At 45.0% G+C, this 22,114-nt stretch carries 16 protein-coding genes; 11 read left to right on the forward strand and 5 right to left on the reverse strand.

The window, feature by feature from the left end; genetic code table 11:
• The first annotated feature begins 1 nt into the window (after window position 1).
• Window positions 2-613: a 4'-phosphopantetheinyl transferase family protein gene (locus HMPREF9145_RS07070; protein WP_021825648.1), complete on the forward strand. Its 612-nt coding sequence runs from the start codon at window positions 2-4 to the stop codon at window positions 611-613.
• A gap of 153 nt (window positions 614-766) precedes the next feature.
• Window positions 767-1,144: a YccF domain-containing protein gene (locus HMPREF9145_RS07075; protein ID WP_021825667.1), complete on the forward strand. Its 378-nt coding sequence runs from the start codon at window positions 767-769 to the stop codon at window positions 1,142-1,144.
• A gap of 321 nt (window positions 1,145-1,465) precedes the next feature.
• Here the strand turns inward: HMPREF9145_RS07075 and HMPREF9145_RS07080 are convergent, their stop codons facing one another.
• Window positions 1,466-2,308: a patatin-like phospholipase family protein gene (locus tag HMPREF9145_RS07080; RefSeq protein ID WP_021825742.1), complete on the reverse strand. Its 843-nt coding sequence runs from the start codon at window positions 2,306-2,308 to the stop codon at window positions 1,466-1,468.
• Between the two features lie 103 nt (window positions 2,309-2,411).
• On the opposite strand from HMPREF9145_RS07080, the gene HMPREF9145_RS07085 reads away from it, so the two are divergent.
• The 4 genes from HMPREF9145_RS07085 to HMPREF9145_RS07100 all read left to right on the forward strand — a co-directional run bounded on the left by HMPREF9145_RS07085 (window position 2,412) and on the right by HMPREF9145_RS07100 (window position 9,000).
• Entirely contained in the window at window positions 2,412-3,812 is a 1,401-nt protein-coding gene (locus HMPREF9145_RS07085; RefSeq protein ID WP_021825681.1) for an aminopeptidase P family protein, read from the forward strand.
• A gap of 153 nt (window positions 3,813-3,965) precedes the next feature.
• Entirely contained in the window at window positions 3,966-5,171 is a 1,206-nt protein-coding gene (locus tag HMPREF9145_RS07090; protein WP_007135940.1) for a C1 family peptidase, read from the forward strand.
• Window positions 5,172-5,343: 172 nt separating this feature from the next.
• The gene (gene recJ, locus HMPREF9145_RS07095; RefSeq protein WP_021825720.1) at window positions 5,344-7,095 is read left to right on the forward strand and encodes a single-stranded-DNA-specific exonuclease RecJ; all 1,752 of its coding nucleotides are present in this window, start codon (window positions 5,344-5,346) and stop codon (window positions 7,093-7,095) included.
• A 9-nt stretch (window positions 7,096-7,104) separates the two neighbouring features.
• Window positions 7,105-9,000: a RecQ family ATP-dependent DNA helicase gene (locus HMPREF9145_RS07100; RefSeq protein WP_021825740.1), complete on the forward strand. Its 1,896-nt coding sequence runs from the start codon at window positions 7,105-7,107 to the stop codon at window positions 8,998-9,000.
• A 391-nt stretch (window positions 9,001-9,391) separates the two neighbouring features.
• Here HMPREF9145_RS07100 and HMPREF9145_RS07105 read toward each other — a convergent pair whose 3' ends face one another.
• The 4 genes from HMPREF9145_RS07105 to radA form a co-directional block, all read right to left on the reverse strand.
• A complete protein-coding gene (locus tag HMPREF9145_RS07105) occupies window positions 9,392-10,939 on the reverse strand; it encodes a Gfo/Idh/MocA family protein (RefSeq protein ID WP_021825724.1) in 1,548 nt (515 codons plus the stop codon).
• A 292-nt stretch (window positions 10,940-11,231) separates the two neighbouring features.
• Window positions 11,232-12,482 (reverse strand): phosphoglycerate kinase, encoded by a 1,251-nt coding sequence (locus HMPREF9145_RS07110; RefSeq protein WP_021825653.1) that lies wholly within the window; start codon window positions 12,480-12,482, stop codon window positions 11,232-11,234.
• A gap of 331 nt (window positions 12,483-12,813) precedes the next feature.
• Window positions 12,814-13,467 carry a 7-cyano-7-deazaguanine synthase QueC gene (queC, locus tag HMPREF9145_RS07115; protein ID WP_021825715.1) on the reverse strand — a complete coding sequence of 218 codons (654 nt, stop codon included), beginning with the start codon at window positions 13,465-13,467 and terminating at the stop codon, window positions 12,814-12,816.
• A 17-nt stretch (window positions 13,468-13,484) separates the two neighbouring features.
• Window positions 13,485-14,867 carry a DNA repair protein RadA gene (gene radA, locus HMPREF9145_RS07120; RefSeq protein WP_021825650.1) on the reverse strand — a complete coding sequence of 461 codons (1,383 nt, stop codon included), beginning with the start codon at window positions 14,865-14,867 and terminating at the stop codon, window positions 13,485-13,487.
• Window positions 14,868-14,981: 114 nt separating this feature from the next.
• Between radA and HMPREF9145_RS07125 the strand changes: the two genes are divergently transcribed.
• From HMPREF9145_RS07125 to tsaA, 5 genes are all read left to right on the forward strand, one after another.
• Entirely contained in the window at window positions 14,982-15,896 is a 915-nt protein-coding gene (locus tag HMPREF9145_RS07125) for an ABC transporter substrate-binding protein (protein ID WP_007135948.1), read from the forward strand.
• A 9-nt stretch (window positions 15,897-15,905) separates the two neighbouring features.
• Window positions 15,906-18,233: a tetratricopeptide repeat protein gene (locus HMPREF9145_RS07130; RefSeq protein WP_021825692.1), complete on the forward strand. Its 2,328-nt coding sequence runs from the start codon at window positions 15,906-15,908 to the stop codon at window positions 18,231-18,233.
• 623 nt (window positions 18,234-18,856) lie between these two features.
• Complete coding sequence (locus tag HMPREF9145_RS07135) at window positions 18,857-20,671, forward strand: LTA synthase family protein (RefSeq protein WP_081697707.1); 1,815 nt, start codon at window positions 18,857-18,859, stop codon at window positions 20,669-20,671.
• Window positions 20,668-21,345, forward strand: coding sequence for a phosphatase PAP2 family protein (locus tag HMPREF9145_RS07140; RefSeq protein WP_021825690.1), 678 nt, complete (start codon window positions 20,668-20,670; stop codon window positions 21,343-21,345). The genes HMPREF9145_RS07135 and HMPREF9145_RS07140 overlap by 4 nt, the downstream gene beginning before the upstream one ends.
• A gap of 61 nt (window positions 21,346-21,406) precedes the next feature.
• Window positions 21,407-22,090 (forward strand): tRNA (N6-threonylcarbamoyladenosine(37)-N6)-methyltransferase TrmO, encoded by a 684-nt coding sequence (tsaA, locus tag HMPREF9145_RS07145; RefSeq protein WP_021825679.1) that lies wholly within the window; start codon window positions 21,407-21,409, stop codon window positions 22,088-22,090.
• The last annotated feature ends 24 nt before the right edge of the window (window positions 22,091-22,114 follow it).

The following is a 22,114-nucleotide window of genomic DNA, read 5'->3' on the forward strand; positions in this document are numbered from 1 at the left end:
CATGCCATTGCTTTTCGTGAAAAGTCTGGACAAAGACGTGCGATTGGGCGTGTGGAAGATTGAAGAAGACGTTGATGATTTTCTTACTTCGCAGGCCGAAATGCACACCATCTTTCAGCAAGAGATTGCTGCATGCAAGAGCCTGGCACGGCGTTTAGAGAAACTTGCGGTCTATTCGCTGCTGTGGAACATGGTCAACGATTGTCCAATCATCACGCATAATGCCGATGGAAAGCCCTTTGTTCAAGGATGGAACATCAGTATCAGTCACACCAAAGGCTATGCTGCCGTCATGGTTTCGCCTCATTCTGAGGTGGCCGTTGACATAGAATATCGCAGCAATCGCGTCAGTCGCATAGCTCATCGCTTTATGCGCGACGACGAAATGCAGGCAGAGGTCACGGCACAATTGGTGAATTGGTGTGCCAAAGAAACGCTTTATAAATACTATTCCGCTCAAAATCTTCAGTATTTTGATATGAGGGTAACGCTCGATAACAGTGCGATGACGCATTGTTTCATTGAGAATTTGAAGGCAAACACACGTCATCAGGTGGAAGTAAACATAACCGATGACTATGTGTTGACCTATGTGGTGGGGAATGAAAAATAGGTTAGGACAACCCAAAAGGCGTGTTTATATGCGAAAAAAAGGCCTGTTTTTCATTCCCTGTGTGCAGGAATAAGGCACAATCCCCTTCTGTTTTGTTTTGTCGTTCAGCCTTTTTTTAATATCTTTGTCCGACATAACACGAAACATTACAACATGAAACTTCTTGGAAATATCATTTGGTTGGTCTTTGGCGGATTTGGAATTGCCGTCGAATATTTTGTATCTTCGTTGCTGATGATGGTCACAATCATCGGCATTCCGTTTGGTTTTGCCACCCTGAAACTTGGTGTTCTTGCCCTGTGGCCCTTTGGTTCACACGTGGTTAGCAAGCCCCAGGACAGCGGTTGCCTCAGTATGATTATGAATATGCTGTGGTTTTTCGTCGGCGGTTTTTGGATTGCACTGACTCATCTCGGCTTCGGCCTGCTGCTGTGCATCACAATCGTGGGGATTCCTTGGGGCAAGATGCACTTCCGCTTGATGGGCTTGGCTTTGGCTCCGTTTGGTAAAGAAATCGTAGACAACGCCTAAGTCTCACGCTAAGGCGGTCATTTCATGCGCCAAAAGCTATCAAAAGGGGAGATGAAATGGCCTCCGTCAGCGCGTGAAAGCTTAGCTTTCGCGGTGAAGTTTGCGCTTGATTCGTAGGTTCATTCGGCGTGAAAAAAGTATGGGAAAACATCTGTCGCATCATGAAAAAACGCTTGGTACAGCGTGAGAAAACGTTTGGTGCATCATGAAAAAACGCCAAGAATGACTTAAAAACAGGCTGGTAGACTCATGGGAAAACGCTTGGTATATCATGGAATAGCGAAAGATGCAAATAAAGATAAAGGCAAAGGCTTGCTGACGCTATAAATTTTCTTGTGCAAACTGCTCTCCAAGTGCGAATCCTTCCTCATAAAGGCGCTCAAGTTTCATCACATCATTTTCGATTCTCCCCACCTCCATAGGGCGCAACGGGCGAATACACGTGATGCGACCTTCGGCTTCCAAGCGGTCGATGAGATCCATTTGAGCATTATAAACCTTAAGACGATGGCTCAAAGCCACGCGCAATCGTGGATAGTTTTTATAGATAAAAGCCGGAACTTTGCGGTCTTTCCCTGTGTCGCGCCAGCCCTTGTTGCGCGTCAAGATAACCACATTGTGGTCGTGTCCGGTTTCAATTGCTCGGTGAACAGGGATGCTATCGACGATGCCTCCATCGAGCATGGGAAGTCCATCAACGTTGACAATCTTACTCACGAAGGGCAAACTGCTCGATGCCTTGACAATATCGAGCGAACGTTGGCGGTCGTGTGCCTCGCTGAGATACATAGCCTGACCGGTCAAACAGTTTGTTGTGACCATTTCAAAACTTTGAGAATGTTTGAAATATTCATCGAAATCAAATGGTAAAAGCTCATTGGGAAACTTGTCGTAGAGCAATTTTTGGTCGAAGATACAGCCCTGAGTGACAAGGTGACGCAGTCCAATGTAGCGGTAACGGGCCAGATAATCAATGTTCGAAACACGCGCACGGCGGGGTTGACGGCTTACATAACTCATGCCGTTACAGGCTCCTGCCGAAACCGCCACAATGTATTTGAAGTATAGATTGTGTTTCATGAACGCGTCGAGCACACCACTTGTGAACACTCCTCGCATGCCACCGCCCTCGAGAACAAGCCCTGTTTTGCCGTTAATCTTCATGATCTACTGATAAATTTTCACTATTTCGCTTAATTTTCTTGCAAAGATAGCATTTTAATCTCAAAATTGTGTAACTTTGTAGGCAAATTAAATAATAAAAGATATGTTTGATACAGCCACATATAAAAGACGCCGCGACGAGCTGAAAAAGCTTGTTAAGGAAGGCATCATCATTCTATTTGGAAACAATGAGTCACCGGCTAACTTCCCAAACAATGGGTATTTTCCTTTCCGTCAGGACTCTTCTTTCCTCTATTATTACGGACTTCAGCGCGATGGACTTGTTGGAGTAATCGACATCGACAATGATAAAGACCTCTTGATAGGCAATGATATCGACATCGAAGACATCGTTTGGTATGGTTCTGTGGATAGCATGGAAGAGATGAGACAGCGTTGTGGTGCTTCAGAAACCTTGCCGATGCGGTCATTGAAGACCGTATGCAACGAGGCTTTAAGCAAACATCGCAAGATACATTTCCTGCCTCCATATCGTCATGACATAAAGATTCAAATCTTTGACCTATTGGGTGTGCATCCGATTCAGCAGAAAGAGGCTGCCAGTATGACGCTAATCAAGGCAGTGGTTAAGATGCGTTCGGTGAAAGAACCGCAAGAAATTGAGGAGTTGGAACGTGCAGCTGTCATAGGATATAAGATGCATACCACGGCCATGCGACTAACAAAACCTGGGGTAACCGAGAAGTTTGTAAGCGGACAAGTGGATGGTATTGCCCACTCTTATGGTGCAATGGTTAGTTTTCCAACCATTTATACGCAGCATGGAGAGATACTTCATGGGGCACCATCAATGAAAGAACTCGAAGCCGGACGCCTCGTTTTGTGCGATGCAGGCGCAGAAACCATCAACAACTATTGTAGCGACAACACGCGAACAATGCCTGTTGACGGCAAGTTTACACAGCGTCAGTTGGATATTTACAGCATTGTTGAGGCCTGCCATGACCATACTTTAGACGTGGCTAAGCCCGGTGTGAAGTATGCCGACGTGCATTTCAACGTATGCCGTCTGATGTTTGACCGCCTGAAAGAACTCGGCTTGACCAAAGGCGACACTGAAGAGGCCGTGCGTGCTGGTGCACATGCGCTGTTCATGCCCCACGGATTGGGTCACATGATGGGTATGGATGTGCACGATATGGAAAGCTTTGACCAGGTCAATGTAGGCTTTGATGAAGAAACAAGGCCTAATCTTGAGCAGTTTGGAACCAATAATCTGCGCATGGGTAGACGTTTGGAAGAAGGCTTTGTCGTTACAGACGAGCCGGGAATCTACTTCATCCCAGCCCTCATCGACGATTGGAAGGCAAAGAAACATTGTGCAGAATTCCTCAACTTTGATAAGCTCGAAGCTTATAAAGACTTTGGAGGCATCCGTATAGAAGACGACGTGTTGATCACGAAAGAGGGCTGCCGCTTTATTGGAAAAGACCGCATCCCTTATCATCCCAAGGATGTTGAGGAGTTTATGGCCAACAATTAAGCGCGTGAAGCGATTCAAAACAGCGCATGAAGTGATTCAAAACGGCGCGAGAAATGAATCAAATCGATGGATGAGGAGATTCAAATCGGCGTGAGAAAAATTAAAAAACAACGTGAGAGAAAATTCATAATAACAACATTTCAACTGGATTAAATGAGAAAATTATTAGTGATGGCGCTCCTTGCCGTGGTGGCATTGAACGTTAATGCAGAAGAGAAGAAAGCAGAAAAGAGTAATGCGAACAAACCTGTTTTCACTGTTATCAAGGAAAACAAGATTACAAGCATTAAGAACCAAAGCCGTAGTGGCACATGTTGGGACTATTCAACACTGAGCTTTTTGGAGGCCGAGATTCTGAAAAAAACGGGAAAAACGTATGACTTATGTGAGGCTTTTGTAGCCAATAAGACTTATTTCGATCGTGCAGTACAAGTGGTTCGCATGCATGGCGACTGCCAATTTGCACAGGGAGGTAGTGCATACGACCCCATCTATTGTTTGAAACACTATGGCATTTGCCCTGAAGACGCAATGCCATTGCCTGGTACGCTCTATGGAGATTCACTCAATAACTTCAACGAATTCTTTGATGTGATGACTCCTTATGTGTTGTCTGTGGCTAAATCTAAGACGGATAAACTCTCTTCTCAGTGGAAGGTTGCGTTGCATGGAATCATCGATGCCTACCTCGGTAAATGCCCAGAGAAGTTCACTTATCAGGGAAAGAGCTACACACCGATGTCATTTGCACAGAGCTTGGAAATCAATCCAGACGATTATGAAAGCTTCACAAGCTACACACACCACCCATTCTGGACCGCTTTTGCTGTTGAGGTGCAAGACAACTGGCGCAACCCATTGTCATGGAACCTACCTCTTGACGATATGATGCGCATCATCGACAATGCTGTAATGAATGGTTACACCGTAGCTTGGGGTGGAGATGTTTCAGAACCGGGCTTTACTCGTGATGGCTTGGCATACTCTATTGACGCTAAAAAGGCACAAAGCCTGAGCGGAAGTGATATGGCACACTGGCTGAAACTCACGAAAACAGAAAAGAAAAACGTGCTCGACTCATTAGGATGCAAGGTTCCTGAGGTTACACCTACACAGAAACTGCGTCAAGAGCGCTTTGATAACTGGGAGCTAACTGACGACCATGGTATGCTGATTTATGGTATTGCTAAGGACCAAAATGGCAAAGAATACTACATGGTGAAGAACTCTTGGGGTGAAACAGGCGACTATAAAGGCATCTGGTATATGACAAAGAACTACATCGCTAATAACACAATGGACTTCATTGTCAATAAAAATGCAGTGCCAAAAGACATTCGTAAGAAGCTCGGTATCTAAGCTTTGAATCATAAAGAATTAGAAAGCACAATTGGAAAAAAAACTTCCGGTTGTGCTTTTTTATTGTTTTTATTTCGTATCTTTGGGCACGGATTGGTGTAATGAAACATGAAAAATCCGCTGGTATGCCTCTTGATATACCCTCATTCAGAAGAAAATAAAAACGATATAAATGCATTTTAAATGGAATTACGAACCACCAACACCACAAGAAAAGCAGGCTTCAGATGAGCTTTCGGGCAAGTTGGGCATTCATCCCATACTTGCACAGCTGCTGATAAGGCGCGGAATAACGACAGAATCGGCTGCAAAACGATTCTTCCGACCGCAATTAGCCGACCTGATTAATCCGTTCTTGATGAAAGATATGGATGTCGCGGTGGATCGACTCAATGATGCTATGGGCCGAAAGGAACGCATTTTGGTCTATGGAGACTATGATGTCGATGGATGTACTGCCGTGGCTTTGGTGTATAAGTTTCTGCAACAGTTCTATTCAAACATTGATTATTACATCCCCGATCGCTATGATGAGGGCTATGGGGTGAGTGAAAAGGGAATAGCTTATGCAAAGGAAACGGGTGTAAAACTCATCATTATATTAGATTGTGGCATTAAAGCAATTCAGGAAATTGCCTTAGCAAAGTCGCTCGGTATAGACTTTATCATCTGTGACCACCATGTACCGGATGAGGAAATGCCGCCAGCTGCTGCCATCCTTAACCCTAAACGGCCCGATGACAGCTATCCTTTCAAGTCGCTGTGTGGCTGTGGAGTAGGCTTCAAGTTTATGCAAGGATGGGCTAAGAACAATGGTATTCCGTTCTCACGGCTAATCCCTTTGCTCGACTTTTGTGCCGTTTCAATCGCTGCAGACCTTGTTCCTGTCACCGATGAAAACCGCATTTTGGCCTTCCATGGGCTTAAACAACTCAACCAAAACCCAAGTATCGGCCTGAAAGCCATTATCGATATATGCGGTCTAAACGGCCGAGAGTTGTCGATGAGTGACATCATCTTCAGGATTGGTCCACGCATAAATGCCTCTGGACGCATGGAGAATGGAAAGGAAAGTGTTGACCTTTTGGTTGAAAAAGACTATAATGTAGCGCTCAAGAAGGCTAAACACATCGACGAATATAACGAGCAACGCAAGGACATTGATAAGCAGATGACCGAAGAGGCCAATGTGATTGTCTCAAAACTTGAAAGCCAAAAGCATCACTCCAGCATCGTTTTATATGATGAAAACTGGAAAAAAGGTGTCATAGGGATTGTTGCTTCGCGACTAACGGAAATCTATTTCCGGCCTACAGTGGTGCTAACGCGCGACGGAGATCTGGCTACTGGCTCGGCACGCAGCGTTACTGGATTCGATGTTTACGCGGCTATCAAGCACTGCCGAGACTTGTTGATGAACTTCGGTGGACATACTTATGCGGCTGGTTTGACGCTACGTTGGGATGATATTCCATTGTTCCGCAAGAAGTTTCAGCAGTATGTAGAAGACCATATCGCCCCCGAACTGACGGAAGCAACCATTAATCTTGATGCAAAACTTGACTTTAAAGACATCACAAAGAAGCTATTCAACGACTTAAAACGCTTTGCTCCCTTCGGACCTGAATGCACTAAACCGCTCTTTTTCACGCAAGGCGTCTATGATTATGGCACGAGTAAGGTTGTGGGACGCGAGCAAGAGCACATCAAACTCGAACTCGTTGACTCTAAATCAAGCACGGTTGTCAATGGCATTGCCTTCGGACAAAGTGGTTCTGTGCGTTATATCAAGAGCAAACGCGCCTTTGATATTGCCTACACTATTGAGGCAAATGTGTTCAAACGCAATCAAGTGCAGTTGCAGATTGAAGATATCCGTCCTGAAGAAGAACACCCACAAGCGGCTCTTCCGACTGAGGAGTAGTGACAAGACATGGAATATCGGCAGCTGTTGCAGCAGTACTGGGGGTATAATGACTTTCGAGGCATTCAGAAAGACATTATCCATAGCATAGGCGAAGGACGCGACACCTTGGGACTTATGCCTACGGGCGGAGGTAAATCTATCACGTTTCAGGTGCCAGCCTTAGCCAAAGAGGGAGTTTGTATCGTTGTAACTCCCCTCATAGCCCTGATGAAAGACCAGGTGGATCATCTGCTTCAACGGGGCATAAAGGCTGCCGCCATCTACTCAGGCATGACGCGTCAGGAGATTATCAAGACGCTTGAGAACGCTGTTTTCGGTGGGTTGAAGTTGCTTTATGTGTCTCCTGAACGGCTCTTTTCCGAACTTTTCCTGTCTAAATTCCGCCACATGCACGTCAGCTTCATCACGGTTGATGAGGCACATTGCATCAGTCAGTGGGGTTACGACTTTCGACCTTCCTATCTACACATTGCAGAACTGCGCAAGATTAAGCCCGAAGTGCCCATCCTTGCGCTTACCGCTACGGCGACAACTGACGTTGTTGACGACATCCAGGAACGTTTAAACTTTAGGGCGAAGAATGTCTTTCGCATGAGCTTTCAACGCGAAAACCTCTGTTATGTCGTTAGAATTGCGTCAGACAAAGAGGCGGAACTCATCCATATCTTACAGGCGGTGCAGGGCAGTGCCATTGTCTATGTGCGCAGTAGAAAGCGTACAAAGGAGATCGCTCAACTGCTCAAAGACAATGATATCAAGGCAACCTTCTATCATGCTGGCTTAGAACATTTCACGAAAGACATCCGACAGCAAGACTGGCAGCGTGATAACACTCGCGTAATGGTAGCTACTAATGCCTTCGGTATGGGCATTGATAAGCCCGATGTGAGGGTGGTTATCCACATGGATAGCCCAGATTCGCTCGAAGCTTATTTCCAAGAGGCAGGTCGTGCGGGGCGAGATGGCAAGAAAGCCTATGCTGTTTTGCTCTATAACTCGGCCGATGCGCGCAAACTTCATAAGCGTATTGGAGATAATTTCCCTGAAAAAGACGAGATTCGTAAGGTCTATGATTCGCTCGCTTACTATTATCAGATTGGTGTAGGAAGCGGGGGTGGGCACACGTTTTCATTCAACATTGCGGAGTTTTGTAGTGCCTATCATCTCTCACTGACGCTGACCGATGCTTCGCTTCGCATCATTGAGCGACTGGGTTACATTCTTTATGAGAATGATCCCAATAATAGTGCGCGACTCATGTTCCTGTTATCGCGCAATCAACTCTATCTGTTGGATAACCTTAGTGCGAGAGAAGACCTCGTCATTGATGCCTTGATGCGCCTTTATGGAGGGCTTTTCAACGACTATGTCTATATTGATGAGCAGCTCATTGCACAAAGAACTGGGCTCACTCCACAGCAGCTTTATCTCATCTTAAAGAACCTTAATGCGCGTCATATCCTGCATTTTATTCCACAGCGCAAGATGCCTTACATCAATTTTCTACGCAGTAGGGTAGACGGCGAGCAATTGGTGATAGGGAAAGCTGTGTATGAAGACCGCAAAAAGGAGTTTGAAAAACGTATCCAAGCCGTTATTGCCTATGCCGAAAATGACAAGATTTGTCGCAGCAGACAATTGCTTCGATACTTCGGAGAGACTGACTCGGAGGATTGCGGACGATGTGATGTGTGTCTTGATAGGGGCCAAAAGTCGGCGAGTGAGCAAAAGATTGAGACTTGCAGGCAGGCCATTCTTGACTTTCTTTCAGACCATCAGCGTCATCATCTCACAGACCTCGATACGCTGCATCTGCCTGAACGCCATTTGGATGAAGCCTTGGAATACCTTGTTCACGAAGAGTTGATTCAGTTGGAAGGCAGCTATCTTTGGGTGGAATAGAGGCGCTGGCGGCAGCTTTGATTTCCTTTTTCTGAATGCCTCACGCCCTTGTGCCTTGCAATCGTTATTGCGCTGATAATCAATATCATACACTTGTAAATCAACATTGTTGTATAGGAGGTTGTGATTCTTGTCATTTTGAGTCTCCATTTGGGTGATTTCACACGGCGATATGAGCGATTTCACGCGATGATTTCAGCCATATCAAAAGGTGGATTGGTGGGATAGGGGATAACAACATCGTTTATCCATGCCACGTTACACTAAAAATTATCCTGCAAACAACTTTGGAACTGAAGAAAACAAAAAGCAGTGTGCCAAACGATGGATGAACCATTGACACACTGCTTGCGATGAAGTTATGCGTTTGCACAGTCACCTGTGCCTCTTTTTACTTCTTTTTGGCAGCCTTATCTACCTTTTCCCAGTATTTCTTGCCTTGCTCCTTAAGCTTCAAAGTGAAGGCAGCAGCCTCGTCAGCAGCCTTCTTTTCGTCGGCAGCACTGGCGTAAGCATGGTGGAAACCATGTATCTTGTTCCACTCACCACGGGTGAAATCGGGCACCTCTACAGGGATATTACCGTTATTCATGGATATAGAACCAAGCTCAGCTAAGCAACACCACTCAGCCAAGTCATAGACGTCAATGTCTAAGGGCAGGCCATTTTGCAGACAATATACCAAGCGTGAATCCATGATGAAGTCCATTCCGCCGTGTCCACCAACTTCTTTTGCCTCCTTTTCATACTTGGCTACAATCGGACTTTCATACTTCTGAACCAGTGCATCAGCATCTTTTTGAGGAAGATATGAGTGTCCCGAGAGGTCATCTGCAGATGGAGTTACACCGGCTTTTGATAGTTCTTTTGAGGACAAAGCAAAGCCTTCGATAGGATATTTGTTAGCAAAGCCTTTGGTACCTGTTAGTTGATACATTCTGTTATAAGGCTGAGGAGTCATCACATTGTGGATAATCTCCATAACTTTTCCGTTCTCTGTGCTGATGAGTGTAGTCGTTTGGTCACCATTTTTGAAGTCATTGCACTTCTCACCTGACATCTGTTCAACGTGCATTTTGCCGTTAACCGATTTGGTATCCATGGCGATAAGCGTCTTCATTCGGTCGCCTCTGTGGATATCCAAGACTTGAGCGATAGGGCCTAAGCCGTGAGTTGCATAGACGTCTCCACGGTGTTTCATGTTATAATCAAGTCTCCAGCCGAGCTTATCTTGTGGACCTTGTTTCCAATATGCATTCCAGAAGGGAGTCAAATCGTGGCGATATGCACCCTGAGCATAAAGGATTTCGCCGAAGACTCCTTTCTGTGCCATGTTCAAAGCGTTAAGTTCGAAGAAGTCATAACAGCAGTTTTCCAACATCATGCAATGTAATCTCTTCTTCTCAGAAAGGTTGATAAGTTCCCAGATTTCAGCCATATTCATCGCTGCTGGCACTTCAATGGCCACGTGTTTTCCATTCAACAGGGCCTCACGGGCTACGAGAAAGTGATGCTTCCAATCGGGAGCTATGTAGACAAGATCAATGTCTTTACGTTTGCAAAGCGCTTTATAGCCGTCCTCACCTGAATAGATTGTTGCAGCAGGCATACTTGCTTTGCGAAGGAAATCCTGGCATCTTTCGGCGCGTTTTTGTTCATAATCGCACAAGGCCATTATCTGAATGCCGGGTATGTGGGTCCATCTTTCAACGGCACCAGGGCCTCTCATGCCCAAACCTACAAAGGCAACGCGCACCACTTTCAGCTTAGGTGTGACCAAGTTGAGTGCACTTTGTTGGCCAGCCTCACGTGTTGGCACTCCTGTTACAGCCTTTCCATTCATTATTTTGTAGGGCCATTTGAACTGGGCCGACACAGTTGAGGGATAGATTGCACTGCCAAGTAGACAGACAGTAGCTAATAATGTTTTTAGTTTCATGTTTTTTTGATATATGTTTTATTGTTAACAATTTGGTATTCTCAATTCCTTTTGATTACCATAGGTCGGGTGTTGCACACTGACTCCTTGTTAAAGGCGGTCGCTCATGGTGGTTTTCGCCTACTGATTGAGCCTCGTTGTGCATTGCGTGTGATTGAAATGGAAATGAAAAGAACGATGTTCCATGCAATGAATTGCTGTGGAAGATGTTCTTTTCACTTCGTTATTGAGCATTCAAAACAACTTTTTGGTTGCCCGAATGCTCTGTGATAATGTTAAATTCAGCGTTGTTTTACTCACCTTGGATAGCTGCTACACCTGGTAAAACCTTGCCTTCGATAGCCTCAAGCAGGGCACCACCGCCGGTAGAGATATAGGAAACTTGGTCTGCTAAGCCAAACTTGTTGACGCAAGCAACGGAGTCTCCACCGCCAATGAGAGAGAAAGCACCCTCTTTTGTGGCTTCAGCAACGGCCTCAGCAATAGCGCGTGAGCCGCCAGAGAAGTTGTCAAACTCGAACACTCCGGCTGGACCATTCCACAGAATTGTCTTAGATCCCTTGATTGCTGCAGCGAAAGCTTTGCGTGTTTCAGGACCAGCGTCCATGCCTTCCCAGCCATCTGGAATGTCGTTTGATGGGCAAACCTTCTGGTTAGCGTCATTCTTGAAGTCGTCAGCAATAACAGAATCAGTGCCAAGTATCAAGTTTACATGGTTTTCTTTGGCTTTCTTGATAACGTCTAATGCAACATCAAGTTTGTCGTCTTCACAGATACTCTTACCAATTTTGCCACCTTGTGCCTTAGCAAATGTATAGGTCATGCCACCACAAAGAATGAGGTTGTCAACCTTTCCGAGTAAGTTCTCGATGATACCAATCTTTGTTGATACCTTCGAACCACCCATAATAGCTGTAAATGGACGTTGAATGTTGTTGAGAACTGCGTCAACTGCCTTTACTTCTTTCTCCATAAGATAGCCTAACATCTTGTGATCTTTGTCGAAGAAGTCAGCGATAACAGCCGTCGAAGCGTGTTTACGATGCGCGGTACCAAAGGCATCCATCACATAACAATCAGCGTAAGAAGCGAGCTTTTTGGCAAATTCCTTCTGACGAACCTTCATGTCTTTCTTAGCTTCTTCGTATTCAGGAGTACCCTTTTCCACGCCTACTGGCTTGCCCTCTTCCTCTGGATAGAAGCGCAAATTCTCTAATAACAGCGCCTCACCTGGCTTTAATGCTGCCACCTCTGCATCTGCATTAGCGCAGTCTTTGGCAAACTTTACGTCAATATTTAAGGCTTTAGAGACATTCTTTACAATCTGAGAAAGTGAGAGTTCTGGCTTTACTTTGCCCTTAGGTTTACCCATATGACTCATCATAATGAGTGCACCTCCATCGGCTAATACCTTCTTTAATGTAGGCAGAGCGCCACGAATGCGGGTGTCATCTGTTACATTTCCGTTCTCATCCAATGGGACATTGAAGTCCACACGAACGATTGCCTTCTTGCCGGCAAAGTTGAATTGTTCGATTGTCATTTTTGTTTTATGTTTTAAGTTAATATTGTTTCTCTATTACTTTACAAAGATACACTTTTCCAACCATATCAAAAAATCATTCATTAAGAATTAAGAGTTTTTCGTAGTTGAGGCCACTCAACTGCAATATAGACTTTACAAATTCCTTTGTTTTAGTCAGGTTTTTTCATCGCTTGCCTTTCTTCTAAATGTGATTTGCGTCAAAACAGCGCGTCATTTGCATGAAATGACAGCGCCTTTTGCGTCAAAAGGCGAGACGATTTGCGGCACATTGAAAGCCCACTTGCGGTTATGGCATGGCTGGCTTGGCATCAGCTGGTTGGCAAGAGGCTTATTCCTCATATTCCGTTGCATCGTGGATGCCTGCTTCTTGCAAGGCTTCCTTACGCTCAATGCACGTGCCGCACTTGCCACAATGCTTTTCTCCGCCTTTATAGCAGCTCCAAGTTTCGGTATAGTCAAGGCCGAGTCGTTTGCCAATGCGTGCAATGTCGCCCTTCGTAATGTTTGTATAGGGCGCTTCAACACGCACATTTACAAACGTGCCTGCATTGGCGGCAGCGTCTATTGCCTGAATAAACTGGGGACGACAGTCGGGATATATCGTGTGGTCTCCGCCGTGATTGGCAATCAAAACCTTTTTAAGATGGTTGCTTTCTGCAATGCCAATCGCTATCGATAGCATGATACCATTGCGAAAAGGCACTACCGTTGACTTCATATTTTCGTCGGCATAGTGGCCTTCGGGAATGGCTTCAGCCCCTTGAAGCAGTGAACTCTTGAAATACTGATGCATGAAATCAAGATTGATTGTAATGTGTTTGATTCCCAATCGCTTGCAATGCATCTCAGCAAATGGAATCTCTTTGGCGTTGTGATTACTGCCATAGTCGAAGCTAATGCCAAGAGCAATCTCGTCTTTTTTGTCATATAGCAGGGTGATGCTGTCCATTCCACCGCTTACAATGATAACAGAATCTTTCATTTCTCTGTGTGTTTATATTATCCAAATAATGTTCTTAGTGCCTCTTCAACCTTTCTTACGGGGTGAAGTTCAATCTTATATTTGCGCTTATCGAAGCCTTTGAGGTTGTGAGCCGGTATGATGATATGTTCAAAACCTAACTTTTCAGCCTCTGCAATGCGTTGTTCAATGCGGTTAACAGGGCGCACCTCGCCACTCAGTCCCACCTCTCCAGCCATACACCAGCCTGCTTCGATGGCCGTGTCTACATTACTTGACAACACGGCGGCAATCACACTAAGGTCCATTGCCAAATCAGTGACGCGCAAACCACCGGCAATATTGATGAAAACATCCTTTTGCATGAGTTTAAATCCCACGCGTTTCTCCAATACAGCGAGCAACATATTGAGACGTCGTTGGTCAAAACCTGTGGCCGAACGCTGCGGAGTTCCATAGGCAGCCGAAGACACTAAGGCTTGGGTTTCGACTAAAAACGGGCGCACACCTTCTATGACTGACGAGATGGCTACACCTGAAAGTCCCTCATGATCTTGGCTTAACAGTAGTTCAGAAGGGTTGGAAACTTGGCGCAATCCGTTTTGTTGCATCTCATAAATACCTAATTCTGACGTGCTGCCAAAGCGGTTTTTAATCGACCGAAGAATGCGATACATGTAGTGTTGGTCGCCTTCAAACTGGATGACGGTATCGACAATGTGTTCCAAAAGCTTAGGACCGGCGAGCGTTCCCTCCTTATTTATATGACCAATTAGAATGACAGGGATGCCACTTGTCTTAGCAAACCTGAGCAAGGCTGCCGCACATTCGCGCACCTGTGTAATGCTTCCAGGTGAACTTTCGACGTCACTTGTCGAGATAGTCTGTATAGAATCAATGACAACGAGTTCGGGTTTCACCTCTTTTATATTGTTAAAGATGTCTTCGAGTGACGTTTCACAGAGTATCATTACCTCGCTATTGCCTCCAATTCTCTCGGCTCTCATCTTGATTTGATGCGTACTTTCCTCGCCGCTTACATAGAGCACACGGCGATCATCCATGTGAAGTATCGTCTGCAATGTCAGGGTGCTCTTGCCAATTCCAGGCTCTCCACCGAGTAAAACGATGCTCCCCGGCACCAAACCTCCACCGAGAACACGGTTCAATTCGGCATCATGCATGTCGATACGAGGCTCATCTTGCGCCGAAATCTCCCGCAAATGAAGGGGCTTGTTCTTGCCCGTGAGCGCGTGTCTCACGGCATGTGCTGCCGTCTTTGCAGCCATTGTGCCCGTGTCATTGGCTATACGTATCTCCTTGAATGTATTCCATTGGCCGCAATTTGGACATTTTCCAATCCATTTAGTGGATTCTTGTCCGCAGTTACTACATACATAAGCGATTTTATCTTTAGCCATTTCTCCGTCTGATTTTAATTGAAAACACTACAAAAGTAGTAATAAATTCTATAGTTACAAAATTATTTGTTACTTTTGCAAGGCTTAGAACTCGATAAAAAATGCATTGAAACAATGAGATTTCTGAATTATAAAATCGTGCTTTTCGCTTTCCTTTTGCTCGTCACGGCCTGCGGTCAATCTTATGATGAGCAACAACGTCTGTCGCGGGCAGAGCGTTATCGTCTCTTCCGTGAAGACTCTTTGGCACTGAAAATCGCGGTAATGCCAACATTAGATTGCCTTCCTTTGTACATCATGAAAGACCATCAATGTTATGATACGGCTCAATTGGACTTGCGTTTGAAGTTCTTTAATGCACAAATGGATTGTGACACGGCACTGCAAAATAAGCGTGTTGAGGGGGCGATTAGCGACCTTGTGCGCACTGAACGCTTAAAGAAGAGGGGTTTACAACTTGATTATCTCACGGCAACGAATGCCTATTGGCAACTCTTTTCCAATCGAAAAGCCCGACTGAAACGACTCAATCAACTTGGTGATAAGATGGTTGCCATGACGCGATTTTCGGCTACCGACTACCTCACGAATCTCACTTTAGACACTGTTAAGACTCAAGCGCGCGTCTATCGCGTACAGATTAACAACGTGTTTATACGCTTAGATATGCTGCTTAACAATGAGATTGATGCACTTTGGCTAACGGAACCGCAGGCCACGAAAGCCCGAATAATGGATAATCCGATGCTACGCGACAGCCGAGATTTTAGACTTTCGCTTGGTGTTATTGCCTTGCGACATGCCGGAGTGACGGGAAAACATCGCCAAAAGCAGTTGCGTGCGTTCACAAAAGCCTACAATGCGGTGTGTGATTCGATTAATGAGATGGGCATTCAACATTATAGTGACCTGATAAAGAAATACTGTAAAGCCGACGATAAGACGATTAAGGCTTTGCCAAAACTACGTTTTCAACACCTCACTGCACCGAAATCAAAAGATATTTCGGCTGCAAAGTCATTCCAATAACTTTTTAATATGCAAGCCGAACAACAAGCAATATATCAGCTATTGTCGCAGATTATCGATGAACAATACCTGCCTTATGCAGTGAAATCGATTGAACATTTGCTTCAAACAAAGGGAATCACGAAGTTTGATACCCGACTTGACGAAATCAAGTCAAGCTATCAACTGATGAAAGACTATATGTTGAGGGGCTATCAAGACCCGATGCGCCCTCAACTCTACGACACAATGTTGCACCAACTCTATGCACTTGTGTTTGATTTGCGCCTACATCTTGCCATCACTCAAGGCGGTTATCATGGTTATGCCGAGCTTAGTGCACGACAAATTGAGCTTAGTGGCGAGGAGGTTTTACAGCAGTTTGCACGCTATGTGCAAGACTTGGCGATGCTTTCTCTTGAACCTCAGACCACAAGAAAAGCCAAAGCACATGAACTTCGACGTCAACATCAGCGCTATCTCTCGTCGGTTTTCGATGCGATTGTAGTCTCTCCATTTTGGAATGAGGCGGTTTACGAAGCGATGTTAAAGTTGCTTTGTAGTCCAATGATAGAATCTTTTGATGCCCAAACATTGGTATCTGCCGTGACACTTAGCGGCATAAATCTCTTTGATCCGTTGCGTTTCAAATTGCTGTTAGAGGTGTGGCGCACCACCGATAATGATGAAGAATTGCGTCAACGCGCCTTTGTGGGCTGGACGTTAGTGGCATCTTCTAAGCCGTTTGAATTCTTTCCAGCCAGTGTTGCTTTGTTAAAGACAACGATAGAAGACGCTGATGCCACTGCTTTGCGAAGCGATTTATATGCCTTGCAGTGTCAAATCTTCTATTGCAGTAATGCTCGTCGTGACAACGAAAAGATGCAAAAAGACATTATTCCGACACTGATGAAGGGGCAACAGATGCGTTTCAATCGCTTCGGAGTAGAGGAAAAAGAAGACGATTCGTTAGAAGATATCTTGCATCCCGATAAGGCTGAGCAGGAAATGGAACGCGCAGAAGAAAGTATGCAGCGCATGATGGAGATGCAGAAACAAGGGGCCGACATCTACTTTGGAGGCTTCTCGCAGATGAAACGCTTTCCTTTCTTCTCGTCAGTAAGCAATTGGTTCTTGCCATTCTCTAAGCAAAATCCCGATATGGAGGAGGCTTTGGATAAGTTAGGTGACACAAAACTTGTCGACATAATGCTTGGAGCAGGGCCTTTTTGCAGTTCAGATAAATACTCGTTTGGCTTTGCACTCAAGATGGTTTACGACCAGTTGCCCGCCAATGTGCGTGAGATGATGAATGGTTCTGACAACATGTTTGTGCGCCCTTCGAGTGTAGATGCCAATCAATTAGACTTTAAGCGCCTGCAATATCTACAGGATTTATATCGCTTCTTTGAATTAAACACTTACAGAAGTGAGTTCAGAAATCCGTTCTGGACGGGGCAAGACACAACACTAACGACCCAATTTTTCATGCACAGTGCAATCTCTTTGCGTGTATTTTACAAGGAGATTGTCGCGTTGATGAACTTTGCTTTGAAGCGGAAAGAATGGGAATTGTTGCATCGTTTGATACGACGTTATCAGCCCTCTGAAGCCGATGTGCAACATCTTTTGCATGCTGACGGCGAGCGATTGCAGCGTTATTATCGGCTGTGTTATGCGTTGTATAATCATGAACACGATGATTCTCAAGCCTATGAAGCCAGCCGTTCGATGGTGGTGGTGGCCATCTTGCGACATGAAGAGGGGCAGGGGGCTGTCAGCCAACTAAGCTTTGACAAAGCAACCCAACAGCCGTCGTTGCCCGAAAACATGCTCGATATGTCGCTTGTTGACGATAAAACATTGCGCTGTTACGCGGCTTCGGCGTTGCGTTCTGGCCATGATGACGAAGCACTTCGCGCCTATCAGCTGCTCTATGTCAGGGGATGTGACAAGCAATTACTATGGTATCAGTCGCTTGCTTTGATGCACATGAAACGCTATGACGAGGCACTTCAGCTGCTCTATCCACTCGATTTGGAAACCGAAAACCTATCCGTGAAGCGCACAATTGCCTGGATTCTGCTGCTGAAATGCAATCTACAACAGGCCGAACGCTACTATGATGACCTCATCGGAACAGACGGAATGATAGACGAAGACTATCTCAATGCTGGCTACAGCAAATGGTTTCAGAACAAGAACAATGAGGCTGTGATTCTCTTTAAGAGTTGGTTGGGGCGGTGTTCTCGTGGGAATATTGCTCAAGCTTTTATGCAAGATCATGAACTTTTGGCTGATAATGGCATCACATATATTGACCGTATGCTCATGGAAGACCTGGTTGAAACTTCATAATCCATAGGCTTCGTTTCCCTTGTTATCGCTTTTTATCGTGCTTTCCGCTTGATTTTTCAATAAGGATTCGCTGTAAAAAGTAATCGCAACGCATCCTATTTATACATGAAAAGACGCACTGACCATCATCATAGTATGGTTATTGTAAGGGATAACAAGGGAAACGGGAGCACTTTGCATGCCTACTTCAACTTAGAAGGAAGGCAGTATAGGATAGTCTTAGATAGGCGTTCGGTGCAACCGCTTATGGCGTTGAAAGTTCAACTCAAAACTATTGGAAAAGTCTTTGTAATTTGTTGAATGACAATGGCTTGGAACTGAGTTTCTGATTTGCGTCAGCTGAGCGCGTGATGTGCGTCAAAATGTGTGGTCATCTGCGTCAAGTCATGCACTTATTTGGTGCAAATGAAAAGCCGATTTGCAACCTATTGAGGAACAAGAAACATCACGTGGGGCTTTCTTCTTTATTCGAGCGGCGTTTCGGTTGTGGCTGTTCGGCTTTGCAGTAAAATGAAAAGACGTCAATGTTAATCTATATAAAAAAACTATTTACAACGCGTTTTGTTTGTTCTTTTATGTATCTTTGCACGACAAACCTGTGGAACGTCATTGTAAAAGAAAGAATGCTGATTAACACTATAAGATTCATTGTTGCTTATTTTCTATGGACACTCTTGTTCATTCTACAGAAACCTTGTTTCATGTTGGTGCATCATGGGTTATATAAACATTGCCGTTTGTCGGATGTTTTGCAGGTAATGATGCATGGATTACCGCTTGATTTCTCTGTGGCTGGTTATTTTTCGGCGTTCACAGGACTATTGATTTTGATTGAGATTTGGGCGAAAGGACGTTTCACTTTGTGGCTGAATAGGGGCTATATGGCCTTGTTTTCGTTATTGTTTTCAGTGACTTTCATGCTCAACCTCGTGCTTTATAGCTACTGGGGCTTCCCACTTGACACCACACCTATATATTATTTCATCTCCTCACCCACAAGTGCTTTGGCGAGCATTAGCCTTTGGTGGGTGGCTGCAGGGATGTTGGTTGCGGTGTTACTTGCCGTGGGAGTCTATCTGTTGCAGCGCTGGTTGGATAATAAATGGTGTGAAAAAGCTAAGATAAATAGGCGCAAAATAGGGAGTAGTTTGTTGCAGTTGGCCTTGCTTGGACTATTAATTCTGCCCATCAGGGGAGGCATAAAGACCTCGACAATGAATGTCGGTGAGGCCTATTTCAGTAAGGATATGCGCTTGAATCATGCGGCGGTGAACCCCGTGTTCAGTTTGTTGGAGAGCTATTCTAAGCAAGAAGACTTTGCCCATCAATATCGTTTCATGAGCGAAAAAGAGGCAGCTGAGGTGGTTCGCCCAATGCTTTATACGAAGAGCGACAGTGTAACGGCATTGTTAAATGCCAAGCGTCCTGACGTCTATATCGTCATTTTAGAGAGCTTTTCGCGTGAACTCATGAAGACAAAAGCCACGCCCGAGTTGAATAAATTGGCCAAAGAGGGCGTGTTTTTCAATCATTTCTATGCCAATAGTTTCCGTACTGACCGCGGAACACTCTCCATATTGAGTGGCTATCCGGCCCAACCCACGATGAGTTTGATGAAGTTAACGCGCAAGACCAATCATCTTCCGTCTATTGCCGGCACGCTTTCGAAGCACGGATATGGGTTGAAATATTACTACGGGGGCGACATAGACTTCACCAATCTGCGTGGATATTTGATGGGAATGGGAATTACTGACCATGTCTCTGACGTTGATTTCCCCTTGAAAGAGCGTCTAAGTAAGTGGGGAGTGCCCGATCATTTGCTGTTTGAAAAGGTTGAAAACGAATTGCAACTAAAGCCAAGTGGGCCCATGATGCGCATCATTCAAACCAGTAGTTCTCACGAACCTTTTGACGTTCCTACACATCGTTTACACGACAAAGTGCTGAATGCCTTCGCCTATACTGACGCTTGTGTGGGTCGCTTTATCCGTGAGTTGAAGCGCAGTGGACGCTGGAATCGTTCGCTGGTTATCCTCATTCCAGACCATTTAGGCTGTTATCCTGCAGACATAAGTGAGTTTAACATAGCGCGTTATCAAATCCCAATGATTTGGGTTGGCGGTGTAATCAAGTCGCCACGCGTCGTAGAAAGTTATGGTTCGCAACAGGATTTAGCGGCTACTTTGTTAGGACAGTTAGGGTTTGAGCATAGTCGTTTCGTGTTCAGTAAAGACATGCTTGACGCTCGTGCGCCCCATTTTGCCTTCTTTACCTTCCCAGATCTCTGGGGCCTCGCTACCGAATCGCAACAGATTATCTATGATAATGTGAGCAAGAAGGTGGTGTATTATCATGGAAAGCAGAACAGGGCGACGATAGAAAAGCAAGGAAAAGCCTATCTACAAGAGTTATATAATGACATAGCACGGCGATGATGGGTGAACTTACAGATATACTTCTTTGGCTAAAAGCCATGGACACGTTTGTGTTTCTGATGGTCAATGGTCTTCACAATGCCTATTTTGACAGTGTGATGTGGCTCATCAGCGACAAATGGGTGTGGCTTCCGATGTATGTTTCTCTGCTTTATGTGCTCCTGAAAAACTACTCGTATAAGGCTGTTTTCTCTATTCTTATTGCCATAGGACTAATCATTCTGTTTACAGATAGTTTCACATCGCAGATTGTTCGCCCGTGGATAGGCCGTCTCAGACCAAGCAATTTAGACAACCCAGTGTCTAAGATTGTGCACATTGTTGATGGATATCGCGGCGGCGCTTATGGCTTTCCATCGAATCATGCCAGTAATACTTGGGGGTTAACCTTCTTTGTTACCTTTTTGTTTAGACGTTGGCGATTGGCTCTTTTCTTTTGTTTTTGGGCCTTACTCACGTGTTATAGCCGCATGTATCTTGGCGTTCACTACTTTGGTGACATCTTGATTGGTTGTTTGTTTGCCTTGGTTGGCGCCTCAGTGAGCTATGTGTTGTTTAGAAAACTCAGTGGAAATCCGCATGTAGAGAAGTTGGAAGGCATCTATATCCCTATGTGGACAGGGGGGATAACAATATTGATTATCATGATAGTCTCTATCTTTTATCGTGTGTAAAGCCATGAATTGCGGTTAAACGAATAGCATTTTAGTTGAAAAAAATAAGGAAGCATCGCCTATGAACATTGAACCTATCGCCGTATTTCACTCACCTTTCCGTTCGAAGTTTGGCATTCCAAAGCAAAGCGGCTTAGTGGCGACGTTGAAAGGAGAGATTGTTTTCATGCCCGAGTATCGTCATGCACACGCACTTCGAGGTCTTGAAGCCTTTGATTATCTATGGCTTATTTGGGAATTTAGTGCCAATCGGCATGCTTCCAGCAGTCTGATGGTGCGCCCTCCACGCTTAGGTGGCAATGAGAAAGTAGGCGTTTTTGCCAGTAGAAGTCCGTTTCGTCCCAATGCACTTGGACTCTCTTCAGTGAGAATAGAGACGATAGATTGGGAAACAAAACGAGGCCCAGTGATTCATGTTTTGGGTGCCGATCTCATGGATGGAACGCCAATTTATGACATCAAACCCTATATCACTTATGCTGATTCGCATGCCGATGCGCGTAGCGGCTTTGTAGATGAGCATCAATGGACACGCTTAGAGGTAATCATTAGCCAGGAAGCACTTGACTTTTTGTTGTCAAAGGGCTTGGATGTAGCGCGAATAGACGAGCTCAGACAAGTGTTGGAAGAAGATCCACGCCCACAATATCAAGACAATCCTGATAAGGTTTATGGAATGCCTTTTGCGGGAATAGACGTTCATTTCTATGTAAATGACAAACGATTGACCGTTTTAGCGCAGTAAAAGGCAGGGTAAATTTGACTTGTT

The sequence above is a fragment of the Segatella salivae F0493 genome, assembly GCF_000477535.1.
Classification (GTDB): domain Bacteria; phylum Bacteroidota; class Bacteroidia; order Bacteroidales; family Bacteroidaceae; genus Prevotella; species Prevotella salivae.